This is a genomic window from uncultured Fibrobacter sp. (assembly GCF_900316465.1).
GTDB lineage: Bacteria > Fibrobacterota > Fibrobacteria > Fibrobacterales > Fibrobacteraceae > Fibrobacter.
Window position 1 is genome coordinate 1 of the sequence record NZ_ONDD01000011.1, and the last position, 18,077, is coordinate 18,077.

General features: G+C 50.7%; 13 protein-coding genes. 5 read left to right on the forward strand and 8 right to left on the reverse strand.

Going from position 1 to position 18,077, the window contains the following annotated elements:
* Window positions 1–169: 169 nt before the first annotated feature.
* Window positions 170–2,854 (reverse strand): Ig-like domain-containing protein, encoded by a 2,685-nt coding sequence (locus QZN53_RS05600; RefSeq protein WP_163437898.1) that lies wholly within the window; start codon window positions 2,852–2,854, stop codon window positions 170–172.
* 156 nt (window positions 2,855–3,010) lie between these two features.
* On the reverse strand, window positions 3,011–4,837 hold the full coding sequence (locus QZN53_RS05605) for an ATP-binding cassette domain-containing protein (protein WP_163437899.1): 1,827 nt from the start codon (window positions 4,835–4,837) through the stop codon (window positions 3,011–3,013).
* Between the two features lie 60 nt (window positions 4,838–4,897).
* On the opposite strand from QZN53_RS05605, the gene QZN53_RS05610 reads away from it, so the two are divergent.
* A complete protein-coding gene (locus QZN53_RS05610) occupies window positions 4,898–5,905 on the forward strand; it encodes a porin family protein (protein ID WP_163437900.1) in 1,008 nt (335 codons plus the stop codon).
* 115 nt (window positions 5,906–6,020) lie between these two features.
* Window positions 6,021–6,836, forward strand: a complete 816-nt coding sequence (locus QZN53_RS05615; protein ID WP_163437901.1) for an outer membrane beta-barrel protein — start codon at window positions 6,021–6,023, stop codon at window positions 6,834–6,836.
* Window positions 6,837–6,903: 67 nt separating this feature from the next.
* Here QZN53_RS05615 and QZN53_RS05620 read toward each other — a convergent pair whose 3' ends face one another.
* The 6 genes from QZN53_RS05620 to QZN53_RS05645 all read right to left on the reverse strand — a co-directional run bounded on the left by QZN53_RS05620 (window position 6,904) and on the right by QZN53_RS05645 (window position 16,201).
* On the reverse strand, window positions 6,904–9,528 hold the full coding sequence (locus QZN53_RS05620) for a fibro-slime domain-containing protein (protein ID WP_163437902.1): 2,625 nt from the start codon (window positions 9,526–9,528) through the stop codon (window positions 6,904–6,906).
* Between the two features lie 108 nt (window positions 9,529–9,636).
* Window positions 9,637–12,624: a spermine synthase gene (locus tag QZN53_RS05625; protein WP_163437903.1), complete on the reverse strand. Its 2,988-nt coding sequence runs from the start codon at window positions 12,622–12,624 to the stop codon at window positions 9,637–9,639.
* Window positions 12,625–12,737: 113 nt separating this feature from the next.
* Window positions 12,738–13,823 (reverse strand): hypothetical protein, encoded by a 1,086-nt coding sequence (locus QZN53_RS05630; protein WP_163437904.1) that lies wholly within the window; start codon window positions 13,821–13,823, stop codon window positions 12,738–12,740.
* Between the two features lie 19 nt (window positions 13,824–13,842).
* The gene (locus QZN53_RS05635; protein WP_205428127.1) at window positions 13,843–14,247 is read right to left on the reverse strand and encodes a P-II family nitrogen regulator; all 405 of its coding nucleotides are present in this window, start codon (window positions 14,245–14,247) and stop codon (window positions 13,843–13,845) included.
* On the reverse strand, window positions 14,244–14,660 hold the full coding sequence (locus QZN53_RS05640) for a hypothetical protein (protein WP_163437905.1): 417 nt from the start codon (window positions 14,658–14,660) through the stop codon (window positions 14,244–14,246). The genes QZN53_RS05635 and QZN53_RS05640 overlap by 4 nt, the downstream gene beginning before the upstream one ends.
* Window positions 14,661–14,668: 8 nt before the next feature.
* A complete protein-coding gene (locus QZN53_RS05645) occupies window positions 14,669–16,201 on the reverse strand; it encodes a DUF1538 domain-containing protein (RefSeq protein ID WP_163437906.1) in 1,533 nt (510 codons plus the stop codon).
* A gap of 99 nt (window positions 16,202–16,300) precedes the next feature.
* Here QZN53_RS05645 and QZN53_RS05650 point away from each other — a divergent pair, with 99 nt between their 5' ends.
* Genes QZN53_RS05650 through QZN53_RS05660 form a run of 3 tightly spaced genes read left to right on the forward strand, consistent with a single transcriptional unit; the run spans window position 16,301 to window position 17,886 of the window.
* Complete coding sequence (locus QZN53_RS05650; protein WP_163437907.1) at window positions 16,301–16,837, forward strand: sigma-70 family RNA polymerase sigma factor; 537 nt, start codon at window positions 16,301–16,303, stop codon at window positions 16,835–16,837.
* Window positions 16,830–17,189 carry a hypothetical protein gene (locus QZN53_RS05655; protein ID WP_088626747.1) on the forward strand — a complete coding sequence of 120 codons (360 nt, stop codon included), beginning with the start codon at window positions 16,830–16,832 and terminating at the stop codon, window positions 17,187–17,189. Before QZN53_RS05650 ends, QZN53_RS05655 begins: the two co-directional genes overlap by 8 nt.
* Before the next feature lie 4 nt (window positions 17,190–17,193).
* Window positions 17,194–17,886, forward strand: a complete 693-nt coding sequence (locus QZN53_RS05660; RefSeq protein WP_205428128.1) for a Spy/CpxP family protein refolding chaperone — start codon at window positions 17,194–17,196, stop codon at window positions 17,884–17,886.
* Window positions 17,887–18,077: the final 191 nt, after the last annotated feature.

The following is an 18,077-nucleotide window of genomic DNA, read 5'->3' on the forward strand; positions in this document are numbered from 1 at the left end:
CCGCATTTCAATATTAGTCAAAGGATTTTTTCTCATGACCGCCAGAAGGCTTTTACGGAACCACCCGCCTAGCGGGTGGTTTTCTGTATACAAAAAAAGCCCCGCAGAAGCGGGGCTTTTAAATTTTATAGGAGATACCCGCCTTCGCGGGGATGACACGCGAAGCGTGTCACTTAATCGTCCAGGTCTGCTTGTTCACTTGCAGGATCTTTCTGCCCTGCACCTGGGCGGCAGCGTTACGCACGTCTGCTTCGCTGACCGGGAGCTTGGCCTTCCACATCACGCGGCCCTGCATATCGAACAGAGCCACAGCACCGCGGCTTGCAAGGATTGCGTTCTGCCAGGTAGCCTTCGGAGCGGCAGCAAATGCCGGCTTGATAGAGGACTTCGGATCAGGCTTAGCAACCAGCACCAAATTGAAGGTTGCGTAGGTAAGGGAATCAGAAGCCTTCACAGAGAAGCTTACAGAAGCGCCCTTATCAAGATAGCTGCTGTCCTTAGTCGAAATAATCAAGTTGTAGTCCTTCAATTCCCAATCAAACTTAGATTCAATCAGTTTGTTAGAGGTCACGGTAAAGGTGAGCGAATCGCCATCCGGATCCTTCACAAAGTCGTACAAGTTAAGGGTATCGGACCAGTCAGCGAAACCGATATAAAGCGTATCCTGGACCTTAACAGGCACGGGCTTGTCGTTGGTGCAAGCAATCTTTGCCGGAATCGGAAGTTCCGTAGAGGCGCCCACAGAATCGGTTGCCACCAGAATCACGGTTGCATCACCGCAAGCATTCATGACACGGCCGATAAACAAAGCAGTCTGATTGTAATTGGCGACAAGCAAGCTGTCGTCGCTGCGAGCCGTAAAGGTCAGGTTAGCGACACCGCCATCGTCTTCAAACCAGCTCTGGATCTCAACCTTGGTGAACTTCACGACAGTGGTAAAGTCTTCGACCAGATTAGCAAGGCGCTTGCCCACCGTATCGGCAACACCAGGCAGAATCTGCGGAGCAAGGTTCTTGTATTCAACCGTCAAGGTAACCTCAGCCGGTTCCGAAGTATCGCCTTCGGCATTGACAATGTAATACATGAAGGTATCTTCACCTTGGTAATGGCCAGCTTCATAAGTGAACGAACCATCTTCGGCAACAGTGACCTTGCCTTCGGTGGCATTTTCGTACAGGTAAGCCTTCAAAGTCGTTTTACCATCGGGGTTCTTGTCGTTTGCAAGCAAGCCCTTCTTTGCGTCAACCTTGTTCACGGAATCTTGCACCATTTTGTAGGCGTCAGCCACAGTAACCGGAGGATCAGCCACCGGGAGCACATTCACATAGAAGGACACTGCAGCGGTATCCTTGCCATCGACAGCAAACAGGGTCACCTTGGCAACACCATTTGCATTGGCGATAGAGGAAAGTTCCACCACATGGTTGGTCTTGATTGTGCCGTATTCGGCCGTCACAATACCGCTCGTCTTCACCTTGACTTCAAGGTCAGCGCCATCGACATCCGGATCGCTGAACACGAGGTTTTCCATAGGAATCTTCACCATCGCTGTTTCAAAGTCTTCGTTGAGTTCCAGCGTATCACCCAGCTGGTAAGCCTTGTCTTCAAGGGTCAAAGCGGAATCCACAACAACAACCTGAATCGGGTCGTCCACGTTGGTCACCTTGATAGTCACCGTAGCTTCACCACTGGATTGCACATCGTAAGTCGCATCAGCACGGGGATCTTCGGTCAACATGTAGGTAAAGGCATCCGTACCGAAGAAGTCTTTTTCCGGGGTGTAGGTGAAGGTTCCTGCTTCTCCGTCAAAAGTCAAGGTACCGTGAGCAGGCGCCGTCACGAGCGCTGCCGTATAGGTGTCGCCATCCGGATCGTAGTCGTTAAGCAAAACGTTGTTCTTCAGAGTCACCTTGAGAGCCGTTTCTTCCTTCGTTTCGTAGGAATCGTTGACGGCAACAGGGGGATTTTCCCTATCGGTCGTAGCTAGGTCAAACGAATAGGTAGCCGACTTCTTGTTGGGATCGGTTGCCGTAATCGTGACAGAGGCGCCGTCTTTCGGATTTTCCTTCGTAATGATATTAACAATGCCCGTCTTGTTGTACAACGTATCGGCAACCTTGGCATCGCCAAGCACCTTTACCGTATAAGTCAGGGCATCGCCATCGGGGTCGGTAAACATCTTGCTCATATCCAGAGCCAAGGTATCGCCTTCCTCCAATTCCATTTCGGTAATGGTCGTATAAGGTGCGACCACTTCAGGCGGGAACGTAACGCATTCATCGTCAAGAATGAGGCTTACAATCTGAAGCGTGTTGGAGTTCTGGGTTGCAGTCACATAGTTGCTCTTGTAGCTAAACTGAATGCCCATCTGCTTGCCAGCATTCCAATTCACCGTCGTCTTGGATTTCCATCCTTGCTTGAGGTCAGCAAAAGCAAGGAACACCTTGGCGCCAGCCGTGGCAGGCATTTCGGCACCATAGTAGTTGTCATCGGTAATGGTAGACTGCTTGAAATCAATACGGAACGGAGCTGTCGCCTTGTAAGTCAAGCATACGCCCTTGTACGCCGAAAGAGAAACGGGAGTGTCCTCGTAATCGGCATTCTGCTTCCAGGTAAGGCCAAAGCCCGCACCATTTGCAGTTTTGCTTTCGGTAGCAGTCATATCGCCAACCTTCACGTTGGCTGCCGTGGTAGAGGTGTCAATCGATGCACCCGTACCGTACTTAAATGTATACCAATAGGCAGGGGCCATTGTGCCCTCGCCCTCTTCTGTCCAAACAGTCGCCGACGCAGCGTAGGCGGAACTTACCAAGGCGCCCACAGCGCCCAACCACGAAATCATTTTTTTCATCATAGTTGACCTCTTATGATTTCCCAAATTACCATCATTCCAAATCTATATTCTATTAGCATATAATGCAACTTGGAATGTTGTGATTATAGTGCTTTTTTATCCATAAATGTAAACTTTTTGAAACAGACCAGAACCGCTAGTCCGGTCTCGCCCACGCTATCCCAGCGCATCAAGTTCTTCGTAGCGCTCGTAAGCCTTTTCAAGTTCGGCTTCGCGGTCGGCGATTTCTTTCTGAAGTTCCACGATTCGGGTGGCGTTGGTAAACACCTCGGGCTTAGAAAGTTCCGTCTGACGTTCAGCGATTTCGGCTTCAAGCTTTTCGATCTTGTCGGGCAAGGCGGCGTATTCGCGCTCTTCGTTGTAGCTGCGCTTTTTCTTTTTCGCGGCCGACGCCCCTGCACTCTGTGACGGTGCGCCAGAATTCTGCGCGGCCCGAGCCTGCTTTTCGGCTTCTTTTTCGGCAGCGATGCGGGCCGCGTTTGCAGCTTCTTTGTCGCGAATCTTTTTCTTGGCTTCGTAATCGCTGTAACCGCCTACGGATTCAAACACATTTCCGCCGTCTTCAATCGCCAAAATGCTTGTCGCGACAGAATCCAAAAAGGCGCGGTCGTGGCTTACGGTAAGCACGGTTCCCTTGTAGTCAGCCAAGAGTTCTGCGAGCAGGTCCAAGGTTTCCATGTCCAAGTCGTTGGTCGGCTCGTCGAGCACCAGCACGTTACTCGGGTGACTAAAGAGGCATGCGAGCAGCAGGCGGTTGCGTTCACCGCCGCTCAAAGCACTGATCGGGCCACGGGCGCGATCTGCCGAGAAAAGGAAGTCTTGCAGATAACTTAACACATGGCGCTTGACGCCGTTCAGCATCACGTACTGCTGGCCATCGGCAATGTTTTCAACGAGCGACTTGTCTTCGCGAAGGCGGGTACGCATCTGGTCAAAGTAGGCCACCTGCAAGTTGGTACCCAGACGAATGTCGCCGGTATCGGGCTTGAGTTCGCCCAAAATAAGACGCAAGAGAGTCGTCTTGCCCGAACCATTCGGGCCCACAATACCAATGCGGTCTCCGCGGGAAACTTCGGTCGAAAGCCCGCTGATTAACGGAGCGCCATCGTAGGAATAGCTCACGTCAGTAAGGCGTGCCACCAGGCGCCCCGAACGGTCCGCCTCGGTAATCTGCATGTTCACATTGCCCGCTCGGGTGCGGCGCGCTGCACGTTCTTCGCGCATCTTGATCAGCGCGCGCACGCGGCCCTCGTTACGGGTCCGCCTCGCCTGGATTCCCTTGCGAATCCAAACTTCTTCTTCGGCCAGGCGCTTGTCGAAAAGCGCATTCGCCTTGTCTTCTTCGGCCAAGGCCTGGTCGCGGAACTGCACGAACTTGTCGTAGGGGAAATCCCAGCTGCGCACGCGACCGCGGTCCAAGTCAAAAATACGGGTAGCCACACGGCGCACAAAGGTGCGGTCATGGCTCACAAACAGTAACGCACAATTCAGGCGCGTCACGATTCCTTCGAGCCACTGGATGGCCGGAATGTCCAAATGGTTGGTCGGTTCGTCCAGAAGCAACAGGTCCGGGTCTTGGGCCAGTGCCTGCGCAAAAAGGGTACGGCGTTTCTGGCCACCGCTCAAACTGTCGTAAAGAGCCTCGGGATCTATCCCCGTTTTGCCCAAAATCGCCTCGGCGTGAGTATCGTGGGTGCCGTCCTGCAAAACGCCCTGCATCACCACGTCGCGGACCGTCCCCTCAATATGGGCCGGAATTTCCTGAATCATGCGCGAAATCTTGAGGCCAGACTTCTTGACGATATCGCCCGACTGGGCCTCGGCCTCGCCCGAGAGCACCTTGAGCAAGGTGCTCTTGCCGCAACCATTGCGGCCGACCAGACAAATCCGGTCGCCGGCCTCGATGTCAAAACTCACGTTATCGAGCAGGGGCGCATTCGCCCCAATGCGTAAAAGAAGGTTCTGGGCAGAAAGAATCGGCATACTTTCCCAAAAATAAAAAGTTTTGCGCTTTCTCAAAAAAATTTTGTTATAATTAAAAGCATGAAAACATTTTCGCTGTCTAACCGCTTCGCTATTGCAATTTTCGCAGGATCTCTGGCAATCGCTAACGCATTCGCGCAGGGCGATTTCGAAGGCTCCGGCGAGGTGCCCGACCCGAACTGCGTAGGCGACGGATGCGGGTACGTATCTGCCGATCAAGCCGACCAAGCGGTCCAAAGCGAAAGTGAAGACAACTCGAACTATTCTTACAGCGACAACGGCTCCGCCAGCGAAGAAGAACCCTGGCCCACTTCCACAGAAGAATCTACGACCGACACAACCGCCGCCGCCAACACCGGTAGCGACGAAGAAGAAGAAGACGAAGCCCCGGCAGTCGCGACAACCAATATCGACGAAGAAGACGAAGACACCCAGCACTACATCGAAGAAAACGCATCTGACTACCGCGCCCGCAAAGAAGGCTTTTCCAAGGGTATGCAGTTCGGCGTCCGCGCCCAGGTCGGCATCAACAACAACCTCGGCAGCAAGGCCAGCGACTGGAACATCGGCCCCGAACTCGGCGCAGGCATTATGGCAAAGCTCCCGCTGGGCCGCTCCTTCGCAGTGTCTACCGAACTCAACTTCAGCTACCGCCATTACAGCTACGACGGCAAGTCCGACTACGGCAAGAACGAAGCCTCTATCGACGAAATGCTTTTTGAAATTCCGGTCATCGCCCAGTTCATTTTCGATGAAGACGGATTCTTTATCGGCCTGGGACCAAACCTCGGCCTAAAGATGAGCGGCGACTCCGAATTCAACCAGACAATAGACTTCGAAGGCACAAAGACCAAGGACAAGCGCTCCAACACGGTTCCGACCGTGGGCGTAGAAATCGGCGCCCTTCTTGACGTGGGCTGCGCCATCAACCGTTGGCTCGTTTTGGACCTCCGAGTTATCCAAAACTTTACAAACCTGTTGGATCTTGACCTGATTGCAGAATCCGCCCTGATGCATTCCAAGCTCTACACCATGCATGTGGGCTTCGGCGCAACGTTCCTGCTCTAAAATCGGGGCCTTTCGTTACGCCCCTTTATAGGTAAACAAAAATTTCCGCACTATTTTAGGCACTAGAATTTATTTTATAGGCGGACTTTACGTGCCCTTTTATTATAATTAGACTATGGATTTGAAGAGATTGAGTGTAGCGGTCGCCATGGCCTTGGCATTTTCGATGCCTGCCATGGCTCAAGATGATGATGATGAAGGTTGGGCAACTGCCCCTTCTGCCCAAAGTTCTTCTGGCGACGACCAGTCATACGACGGATCTACCGACAGCGAATTTGCAAACGACGAAGAATATGCTAGCGCATACGCCCGTTATAAAGCAGAAACGACCAAGAAATCCGAAATCAACCGCATGCGTAACGAAGGTTTCCAGCGCGCCGTTTTGCTCGGTATTCGCGCCCAGGGCGGCATCAACACCTTCTTTGGCGAAAACTCTGACGGCTGGAAGGTCGGCTACCAGGGCGGTGGCGGTCTTTTGCTCAAGATGAACTTCATGGTCAAGAACCTGAGCCTCGTGCCCGAACTGACCTTCAACTACAGACATTACACCTACGAACAGGACATGGATGCTTACACCAACGAAGCTAGCATCGATCTCCTCATGTTCGAAATCCCGATTATCTTCCGCTATACCTTCGAAGACTACGACTTCTACGTGGGCTTGGGTATCAATATGGGCCTCAAGTTGAACGGTTCGTCTGAATTCAAGACTAGCGGTGGCAAGCGCGAAAATACGGTCGCTACCTCCGGTATGGAAGTGGGCGGCGCCCTCGACATCGGTTACATGCTCACCCGCTGGGTCAGCGTGGATATCCGCGTGGTGCAGTGCTTCACCAGCCTCCTGAACAAGACGCTGGTTGCCGAAGAAGCCTTCTATGATTCTTCGCTGAACACGTTCTATACCACTCTCGGTATAAACTTCATGTTCTAATTCTTTTTGACTTATACAAAAAAAACGGAGCTCCAAAAGCTCCGTTTTTTTTTCGATATTCGCTGATTTAGCGAACGCTGATTGTCTGAAGGCCCGAGGCCGTCTTCAAGATATAGCGGCCAGCATTGCGGATTTCGATTTTCACGTTCGCAGTCGATGCTTGGTAACGGCCAATCACACGGCCCTGCATATCCATCAAGGTCACTTCCGAACCGGGCTTTACACCAGAGACGGAGGCCACACGACCTTCAACGGCAACGCCAATCTTTGCTGGCAGAGCACTACTGCGCTGAGCAACCGTCTGACCCGAAAGAGAATCGTTATCAAAGATATTCTTCACATCCACCTTGCAAGGCTTCATCTTTTCAATCGACTCGGACTGGTCCAGGTAGAAATTACTGAAGATGTTCATGTTGCTCATCGTAGTGCGACGGTCACAGAAGAAGATATCGATGTCGTAGGATTTTCCGACAACCAAAGGTTCCCCGTTCTTACCCTTCACGCGTGAAAGGTCTGCATAACCAGGGGCAGCCAAATGCGTACCACCCAAGTCGATTACAAGTTTTCCATCGATAAAGATCCAGATATCGTCATCGCCACGGACACCGAACTTTTGACCGTTCTTGTAAGTAAACTTGGCATGGCTTTCGAAACAGAAATGTTGGTTACGCCCAACTTTCGGAGAGAACCATCTCGTTTCAAAAGACATCGCGGACGCATTTATTCCAGCACCACCAACAAGCGTTTCATAGTCCTTGAACAGCGGCCAACCATCGGGAGCATCCATGGGGCAAGACCAACCCCATACGCAAAGTTCGCTTCCAGTTTCCGGTGCGCCCAAGTACTTTGTAAGAGGCGCCGTAAGGTCTTCACCATCGGCAAAAAGTCCAGAGCAATCAATACCCTTATCCCACGCAGGGCCTTTGCAAAGCACGTTCATCTTCGACACATTTTCGACCGAGTCAAGTGCTCGAAGTTTCGAGCCAATGAACACGGGACCTTCTGCGGTGCGCTTAGTTCTTGCAGCAGCAACCGGGCTCCCCACGACAACATCGGCATCCTCAGTTTGTTCAACAGGATAATAGCCGCCAATCACAGGTGCACCAGGAGATGTGTATGCATCCGACAAGAATTCCCACTTGCCCTCATTATTGAGCATAAACGGAATTGCCGAGCAAGTCGTTTCGTTCACGCCTTCGGTCGGATTAAACAACTGGTTAAAGTATTCCGACTTGATAAAGCACTTTTCACCCGTTTTAGAAAGGACCGGCTTATTGTCTGCGCCAAGGACACTGTCTACAATCCCAGGCGTCACACCAATACAAGCATTGATTGCCTCCATGGCAACAGTCTTATCGACATCCTGAGCGGCAGTACCCGAGAGAGCCTGGCAACCTTCGCCGCCCTGAGAATAGCAGGAGAACGCCGGATGAAGACTAGCATCGGTATCATAGACAATTCCCTGCAGTTCCACCGAGCAGATTCCATTTACTTCAGGATTTTTATTATACCAGAATGTCTTGGTCAAATCGTTTGCAACATAAAAGAGTTCTGTCGTCTTCTGAGCCTTAAACAACGAATCAAGATTCAAGCCTTTGGCAAACGAAAGCGCAGAGTTTTCTTTTCCGACAAAAGAAGCATTCGTCGGAATGGATTCTTCAAAGAAGACCGATGTAAACCAACCGCAATTTCTGTCATAGACTTTCACCGTAGACTTTACGCCAGAAGTTCCATTCACGATCACCGGAATTTCACCAAACCAATCTGCGGTTTGGGGCGGAAGCACATGCACACTATACACTTGTTCCGGAGCCTTTGTGCGCACCAGTGTGGAATGTTCCTTCTTGGGATTTTCGAAAACATAAATAGAATCGCTATCGTACAAAGAAAGGTCTATACCAAGCTTGGAGACGTAGTAGCCATAGCTACCATCGCTCACACTGAATTCTTCTGCATAAACATAGCGCACTGCACCATTGGTAAACGCAATCTTTCCATTAAGAGCTCTATAAAGCGTATCCGCAGAAAGAGTATCGTAAACCGTTTCCCTATATGGTACTGAATCAGGCACAGTATAGCTAACGACTGTATCCAACTTGACATTCGCCCTGATATACGGGACCTTCAGTTCGTCATGGGCAACGAACCACCCATCACTTGTCTTTTTCTGGAGTTTGACCGACTCGTTATTAGCAATGACGTAACTTGTTCCCCAATAATCCGGCGCCTTGAAGAATACCGTCGGAGCAGAGAGATCCCTATACATCAGGTCGCCTTTGTCAAAGTCGATATAGAGGTCTTCGTGATTATCAAAATCCTTTGCAGTGAAGATTCTTGAGGACTGGTAGGATTTTTCGTAAACGTAGCTCGCATAGCCCTCATCGTCGACAACTCTCTTTGCCGTGCTATCGAGAATGCTTCTGTAAAAACAGAACGGGGCAATTGTGTCACCCTGAAGGAGCGATTTGACCGGTCCAAAAAACCACCCATACTCATCCCTGCTCGAAATAGGGATATCACTTGTACCGATAGCCTTGACTACACCGCTATCATTTTTTGCCGTACAGCCAACAGACAGGTACAAATATTCCGAGGCACGGACAGATTTTTTCACATACACATTGCCCGTATAGTTCATTGCAAACGATACCGCCGCAAAACTGAGGGCCGCCACCAAAAACAATCGTTTCACGATTCCTCCTTCTAACAAAGTCTTCTTTTTACAAAGATAAAACAACAAAAGAAACCCGGCAAGGCCCGAGTTTCATTTTGTTTACATTAATTTGGTATTATTCGATTGCTACTGGAGTTTTCTTCTGAGTTGCTGGATTTCACGCTCAATTAGGCGCTTTTCAACCGCGAAGAAGTCTTCGTTCTTCTGGATTGCATTCTTGTAAATAGCATCGGCAAGTTCCGGCTCCCCTGCCAAAAGCGACAGCACGATGCAGTTGCGCAAGAAGATGTCGCCCATGTCGTTCATCTCGTAGCGGTCAAAGAAGTTCGCAATCAAGAGAGCCGCCTGCTTGTAAACACCCTGACGGGCAGCCTCGAGAATACCGAATTCATCGGCAAAGGCCCGCGGGAATGCATTCATGGAAACAAGGTCCATAGCCTTCATGTAAACCTCGTCGGAATCGCGACATTCAATCGGAACCTTGCGAATCCATTCCACAAAGTTTTCGCGGAACTTCTGATAACCTATAGACGCTTCAAGTTCGACTAGGCGCGGATTTTCGGACACGACGCTATCCAAGATAATGCTGTCGCCCTGGGCAATCGTATCAACCTTCACCAGCACGCGAGAGAACGAATCCTTCGCGGCAGCCGCTTCAAGTTCTTGCATGTAAGAAAGCAAGGCCGTCTTCTTGAATTCATCCTTCGGCTCTTCGAGCATCGCCTTCACGCGGGCAGGACGGCGCATCTTGTAGTCTTCAGGGTCAAGGTACTGCTGCCAGCAAACTTCGCAGCTATCGAACACATTCACGATGTGCGCTTCGGAGTGAACGAAGCGGGCTTCTTCAGCCTTGTTGTCGACCATCGGAATAAACAGGCTATTCGGCTTCACGCCTTCAAGCAGAGATTTAAGCATCTTATTCGTGAACAGGAAATTCCTTTCGCCAAAGAATTCCGGATCGCGGTGAATGCGTTTGAATTCGGCCACAAGTGCGGTATCGGTGGAGAAACGCCCAATGCCCTTCTGGAATACCGGCTGGTCGCTCGCAATCATGATGATGTCGGGTTCATCGGTCGACTTGTACAAGCTCACGTACGGGAATACTGTATCGAGCGCCTTCAGAATATTCAGGAACATCAAGTCGTTGAATTCATAAGTCTGAATCCACTGCACCCAAAGGGCACCCGGTTTCATGTAACGGCGCATCTTGGCGTAGAATTCATGCGCGAAGAGGCCTGCCACACCGCTCACCCACGGGTTACTGGGCACGCTGATAATCATGTCGTACTGACGGCGGTTCGTATGGAAGAACGTGGTCGCGTCATCAATAAAGATGTGAATGCGCGGGTCATCGTAGCCGCGGTAATTCCACGGATAGAATCCCTTCGCCAAATCCATCATGGCCTGCTCGATTTCCACACAATCGAAATCCTTGAGCAACGGGTCAGCGAGCAAGTAATGCGCGCCCATGCCGCTACCGAAGCCCACCATGGCGGCGTCGTACGGTTCTGTCTTCACGGCCATCGGCATGAAGGCAGTGGCAGCCTGCGTCAGTTCATCGCTTGAAATCGGAGATTCGCGATCCTTGCTCATGCTCGCGTCGGCCTTACCGTTCGTCTTCACATAGTAATGCACCGGCGATTCGTGGAAGCTGATTGTTGCCGTCTTTCCATCAATCACCTGAATCTTTTCATTCGGGTGCATGTTCTTGTAACTGCGGAACACGCCAGACGTAATGAGCGACGGATCAAACTTCACAAAGATGGCCGGCATAATCATCACGCACACCATGATATAGAACATCACACTGTAGCGGAAACGCTTGCGGTAAATCACCAGCAGCAAGAAACCAATTGCAAAGTCAAGCAAGGCAGCCGTCACAAGGGCGCCCTTGAGCTGCAAAAGCGGCAACAGCACAAGGCCACCGCCTGCAGAACCGATGATAGAGCCCAGCGTATTCCAGCCGTAGACCTTGCCAATCGGGGCTTCGCTTTTGAAGGCGCGAGTCAAAATCAACGTAATCAGCGGGAGCGTCATGCCTGCAAAGAAACTCGTAGGAATCATCCACAGCATCGAAAGCGCATACTTGAACAGGCTCCAGCAAACGTAACCGTCAGAGGTCGGATTGAAAATCTGGTTCGCCTCGTTCATCATGCCCCAGAAGGGCTGATGGAAGTACAGCGTGCAAAGTGCAAAGAACGCCATGAAAATCTGTGCCATCGAAAGCACAATCAAGCTGTCTTTCTTAAGCAACTTGCCGCTTACCGCAGAACCCAGCGCAAGTCCCAAGATAAAGGCCGAAAGCATCTGGTCAAAGCTATGGCTCGAAGACCCCAGCAACAGCGACAGCAAACGAATCCAGACAATTTCATAGACGAACGAAGTAAGACCCGTAATCGCCGCAATCCAGAACCAGGTGTTCTTCGGCGGCATGGCAAGTTTATGTTCGGCCACGTAGTCTTCGTCATGAACTTCGGGCGCATCGTCATCTTTAGGCGGCACCGGCGAAGTCGCAATACCGATAAAGCTGAATACCGCCGCGAGCAAGAAGTTGATAGAGGCAGCCACGCACAAGGTCGCATGGTTACCGATTTCAGGAATCAACAGGTAGCTTGTCGCCAAGATACCGATGGCAGAGCCCAAGCTGTTGGTAAAGTAAAGCATCGGGAGCGAAACTTCGGCGCCACTCTTGCGCATAAGTCCCGCGGCAATAAAGGGGAATGTCATACCGACCGCAATCGCAATCGGGAGCGTCGAGCCCGTGGCAAGTGCGACCTTCGCGATTTCAGCACCGCGCGGCGTCAGCGAAGCGGTCCATGCAGAATCGTAGAATATTCCGGTAAGCCAAATGTACAACGGGTGGTACGCTACCCCGCCAATACCGATAGCCAGTTCCACCAAGCCGTACCCCAAGAGCGGGCGCTTGGTTTTCTCGACCATCCTGCCTGCAATAAAGCTGCCTATGGCAAGGCCGCCCATGTAAATGCAGAGCGTGAGCACCTGGCCGTAGCTAGAATGCCCCAAGAAGAGTTTAAGGTAACGCGCCCACGAGCCTTCGTAAATCAGGCCCGCAAACCCGGACAGGGCAAACAGGAAATAGACGAGGAAGTTCATACTTCAATTATAACAAATGAATTGCCGCAAACAACTTGTCAACTCCAGTTTGCTCCCTATAACAAGAAAATCCCGGTTTTTGCCGGGATTTCGTCAAAATCTTGGTCTGTCAATTAGTTTTCTGCGTATTTCAGCATCTTACGGATGGTCCTGTCAATATCTTTTTCGACATTACTCCTTGACTTTGCCGCTTTCTTATAAAGGACATTCATGTCTTGCGACACGACAGAGATTCCTCTAAGGCATTCGTTGAATTCACTCTCGTTATCTTTTCTCAGTCTGTAAGCATACACATATTCATTTCCATTGCCGTCCGTTTCTTGTTCAAACTTTAAGTAATCAGCATATTCCATATTGCAATGAGATTTTTCGGGACGCGTCCTTAAGTAATAACCATGGCAACTTGTAACGCCATCAGAAACCACAAGGTCAATTTCCTCCTGCTCATACAGCTCAGGTTCTTTTATGATAAGCTTTTCATCAACCTTGTTTACCGTAAGCGTGAAGGTCTTTTCGCCGATCATAAACTTTCCACCATTCTTTGATCTTTCAATGACCTGAACACCATTACGTTCAGCCACTTCTTGAACTTCTTCCGGTTCGCTATAGGTAATTTCATTTATATACACATTGTCGTAACCACGTCCTGTAAGCTTATTGTAAAGCTGATACATAAAATAACTGTCCATATAATGTTGGGCATTCAGTTCAGCCAAATACCGGTCATAGTGATAGACTGCAGATGCAGACACCTTTCCCGGAGAGAATCTGTATTCCATGTCATAGTACTGGCGCTTTTTATCGGAACAATAGAGTCCGTCTTCATCATTGTAGCGGCACGCAGTGTATTTCCATGTGCCATAAAGATTGCCGGCAGATCCACCCACATAGATGTTCGCGCTATATTCTTCGTCTCCATCAACTTCATAAAGGTACAGCGAATCACCATGAAATTCATATCTGAAAGTATCGGAGCTTGGTGCCTGCAAAACAGACTTCCACACAGGGCTTTCATTTTCGACTACGCACTGATCCGCATAATATTTATCCGGTGTCATTACCAGCATTTTATTCGCTTCGTCTACAACCAGCGAGGCCGTTGCAGAAATAGTGCTCCCTGCATTAGACGAGCTGTCGTCTCCGCATGCAGTCATTAAAAAAGCGCTAGCGGCAAATACCGTTATAATTGATTTTCTCATGTTTCTCCTCTTAGTTTTTTTACTTCTGTTTTTCTGCGGTTTCGACGGCGACTTCGGCTTTTTCAGCCGCTTTTTCGGCAGCAACCTCAGCAGCCTTGATTTCGGCCTTCCACGGGGTAAGGCCAACCACGTTGTCCACCGGGAGCGAAAACGCGATTCCCTGACCCATGGTGTCAAGTCCCGCCTTCTGGTAAAGGGCATGCAAAACGGCATCCTTGATCTTGGCGTCCACCAGAATCATGACGATTTCTTTTTCGGGCTGAATCGCGATATGGAAAAACGACTCGGCTTCCTTGTTCGCCGTACCGCGGGCATTCAGAATCGTACCGCCGCGGGCACCGGCATCCTTCGCCGCTTCCATCACGGTTTCAGAGAATCCGGTATTCACAATACAAAAGATGACTTCGTGATTGAATCCGCTCATTTTTCGTTTCTCCGTACCGCATCGCGGTTGTCGCTTAAAAAGTTGAAGATGGACTTGCCGATAATGCTTGTCATCGGAATGGTATAGGCAATACCCTTGCCGCCCACAATCGTATTGAACTTTTCGGCAAGGCTATCGAGGGCTGCACGCAAATTGTTTTCGCCAATAATGCTAATAATCACGGCGCGGTCCGAATCGGCAAGGCCCATGGCTGTCGCAATTTCACGCGGGGCAGTTCCTTGGCCGAACAGCACCATCTGCATGTTCACGCCAAAAGACTGAATGTGGTCCATGTAAAAGTCCGCCTTGGCACGGCTCACCACCGTAATTAAAATCTTGAGGCGATTCATCGAAACCTTGGCACGCGTGCTCCCGCGCAACACCCTGTTTCTTATTTTCTTTTCTACATCCATGGCGCCCCCTACATAAAGTCGATAATCTGTTCGTCGTCGGCATCTTGAATGCGACGCATCATCATGCGGTTACGGAGCGCCGTCGAAACGGTCGCCCTGAAACCGAGCACCTGTATCGTAATCAAGGGCGTCATCGCGACCATCGCGACAATACCGAAAGCATAATTCAAAATCGAATCGCCACCGTCACGCAGGCCCGCGCATGCACCAATCGCCAAGGGCAGAATAAAGCTAGAGGTCAATGGACCGCTCGCCACGCCACCCGAGTCAAACGCAATCGCGGTATAAAGCTTAGGCACAAAGAACGAAAGCCCGAGCGAAATAAAGTAACCCGGAATCAGGTAATAAATAATCGGGAACCCGACAATAATGCGGATCATCGAAAGTCCGATCGAAATGCCCACGCCCACCGAAAGCGCAATCAGCATGGAACGCTTGGTCACCAGGCCACCAGTGACTTCTTCGACCTGCTTGTTCAGCACGTGCACCGCAGGTTCTGCAAGCACCACCACCAAACCAAGCACAAAACCAGCTACCACAAGCGCACGCGGCATGGCGCCCAGCTGCTTGCCCAGTTCAAATCCGATCGGCATGAACCCGACCGCAACTGCCGTTAAGAACACCACCAGTCCCACAAACGTGTACACAATGCCAAACGCCATCGGAATCAGCTTGGACCAAGAAAGGCGAAGCACCGTAATCTGGAGCAGCATAAAGAATATCACAATCAAGCCAAGTGCTACAAGCACTTCTTTTGCAACGCCCAAAATGACCGGCAAGAAGTTCATGCCGAGACTTGCATCAATCGAATAGGCCGATTCCGAAAGCTGATACGTCAAATCACCCTTCGAAAAGATCACGAGCCCCATGAGCGCAATAATCGGGCCCACCGAGCAAAGCGCAATCAGACCGAAGCTGTTCTCGTTTGCGTTTTTACCGCCAATGGCACCGGCCACACCCACACCGAGGGCCATGATAAAGGGAACCGTAATCGGGCCCGTAGTCACGCCACCCGAATCAAAAGCCAGCGGAACAAAGACATCTTTTCCGAAGGTGACCATGACCATGCCGAGCATGAACAACACGAGGTAGAAAAAGATGATGATTGTCGAAAGGTCTTTCTTGAACACGATCTTGATAATCGAAAGCGCCAAGAAGCAACCCACGCCAACACCAATTGTCGCAATCAAAAGCGTCGGTTCCACCGCCGCACGCACCTGCTCGGCAAGCACCGATAAATCGGGTTCCGCAACCGTAATGAGCACGCCCATTACAAAGCACACCGAAACAAGCAACTGCAGGCGTCTGGATTTGGTAAGGCCCGAACCCACATGTTCGCCCATCGGGGTCATGGCAAGGTCGGCGCCCAGGTTAAAAAGCCCGATGCCCACAATCAAGAAAATCGCACAAATAGAAAAAACAACAAGCTGCTTAAAGGACAATGTCACCAGCGGCGTACAAGACACCGCAAGCACAATCAGCGTGACCGGCAAGACCGAGCCAAACGCCTCTTTCAACTTGTCCAGCAAAATCTTAAACATTTGCGGGAAATATAGAAAAACGCAAGAAAATGCACATTTTTATAATTATTTTTCATAAAAATGCAACCGATGCAACTTTTAGGGCATCTAAAGGGTACAATGGACGAAAAAGTGATTCTTCAACACCTTAAGGACGGTAGCCGCGAAGCGTTAAGCCTGCTTTGGCAGGCGCACAGCGCGAACGTGCTGAACTTGGCATTCCGTATGCTCAAGGACCGCGACGAGGCCGAAGACGTTCTGATGGACATTTTTGTGCAGATTCCGAAGAAAATCCAGGGTTTTCAGGGGCAATCGGCACTGGCAACGTGGCTCTACAGGCTCACCGTCAATGAATGTCTTATGAAACTTCGGGCGCAAAAGCGCCACCGCGAACTCGAAGAAGAACACTTAGACACCATCGTGGAAGAGGCTCTCGGCAAAAACGAGGACTTTGACACGAGCAATTTCGATCCGGAACTTTTAGAAAAGGCCCTGAACACGCTCAACGCCGAAACGCGAAGCATGCTCTGGCTTAAAGACGCCGAAGACTTGGACGTGAAAGACCTGGCGGAAATCTACAGGATGCCCGAAGGAACCATCAAGGCACGCCTCAGTCGCGCAAGGAATTTGTTAAAAAAGGAGCTTAACCATGTCTAATAAAATTGACTTCTCGAAAATGGAGCGGCTCACTCCTCGGGCTGACTCGTGGGACAAAGTCTGCGCCCGCCTTGACGCCGAAAACGCGAAGAGCAAGATTATCCCTATCAAGAGCTGGTACAGCGCGATTCCGCTGGCCGCAAGCTTTGTGCTTGTGAGCCTGACCGCGATTTTGCCGTCTTTTACCAGCGATATCGAACAGGAAAATTCTGTTTCGACCGAATACGTTTCGATCAGCAATTCTGCACCGTCCGAAGTCCTGAGCTGGTACGAAAGCCTCGGGAATTCCGCCAGCGACGAATTCGAAACTTTGGAAGAAACTGTCGGCTTTAATTATTTAATCAAGGAGTAACTCTATGAACGGAAACAAACTCTTCGCGGCAAGTATCGCAATCCTTGCCCTCGCCCTGGGATTTTTCCTGGGAACACTTAAAGGCGGCTGTTGCTGTAACGGCATGGGCATGTCCTGCTGCAAAAAAGGCGCCCCTTGTGAACACAGCTCGATGAACGCCCCCTGCGACTGCACCAAGGGTCTCCCCTGTTCTTGCGAAAAGAACGGTCAACCTTGCCATTGCCCGAACTGCGCCAAGCATGGCCACAAGGGTCCGCATGGCGACTTTGACAAGGGTCCCGGTCCGAAATTCAAAGGCCCGAACTTTGAAGTAATCGATTCCTTGCTGCAGGTGACGCCGGAACAGAAGGCCGCCATCGAAGCCAGCCGCGTGAAAGGCGATTCCATTTTCAAGGAACTCCGCAAGCAAAAGCACGAAGCCGAAAAGGCCCTGGGCGCCGCCCTGGAAAGCAAAGATGAAGCAAACATCGAAGCCGCCAAGGCAAAGGTTCTTGAAGCAGACAAGGCTTTGCTTGAACACCGCATTAACGGAATGGCTGCTCTCGGCAAGATCTTGACCGCCGAACAGCTTGAAAAGTTCAACGCCTTCCACAAGGAACAGATGAAGAAGTTCCGCGAGCATAGAAAAGGCCCGCATAGCGAACACCATCACGATGGTCCGCACGGCAACCCGCCTCCTCCGCCTCCGGCTAACTAAGATTTGACTCCCTCAAAAAGCAAAAAGTCCTCGGCATCGCTGTCGAGGACTTTTCTTTATTTCAGCTATAGATCCTGCTCCTACGAACCTAATTCAACTATGGCTCTAAAGAGCCAAGTTTCATATATCGACTCGTTACACTCTCCCCAAAGAGGATAACTCAACTTGAGAACTAAAGTTCTTAGTTTCGT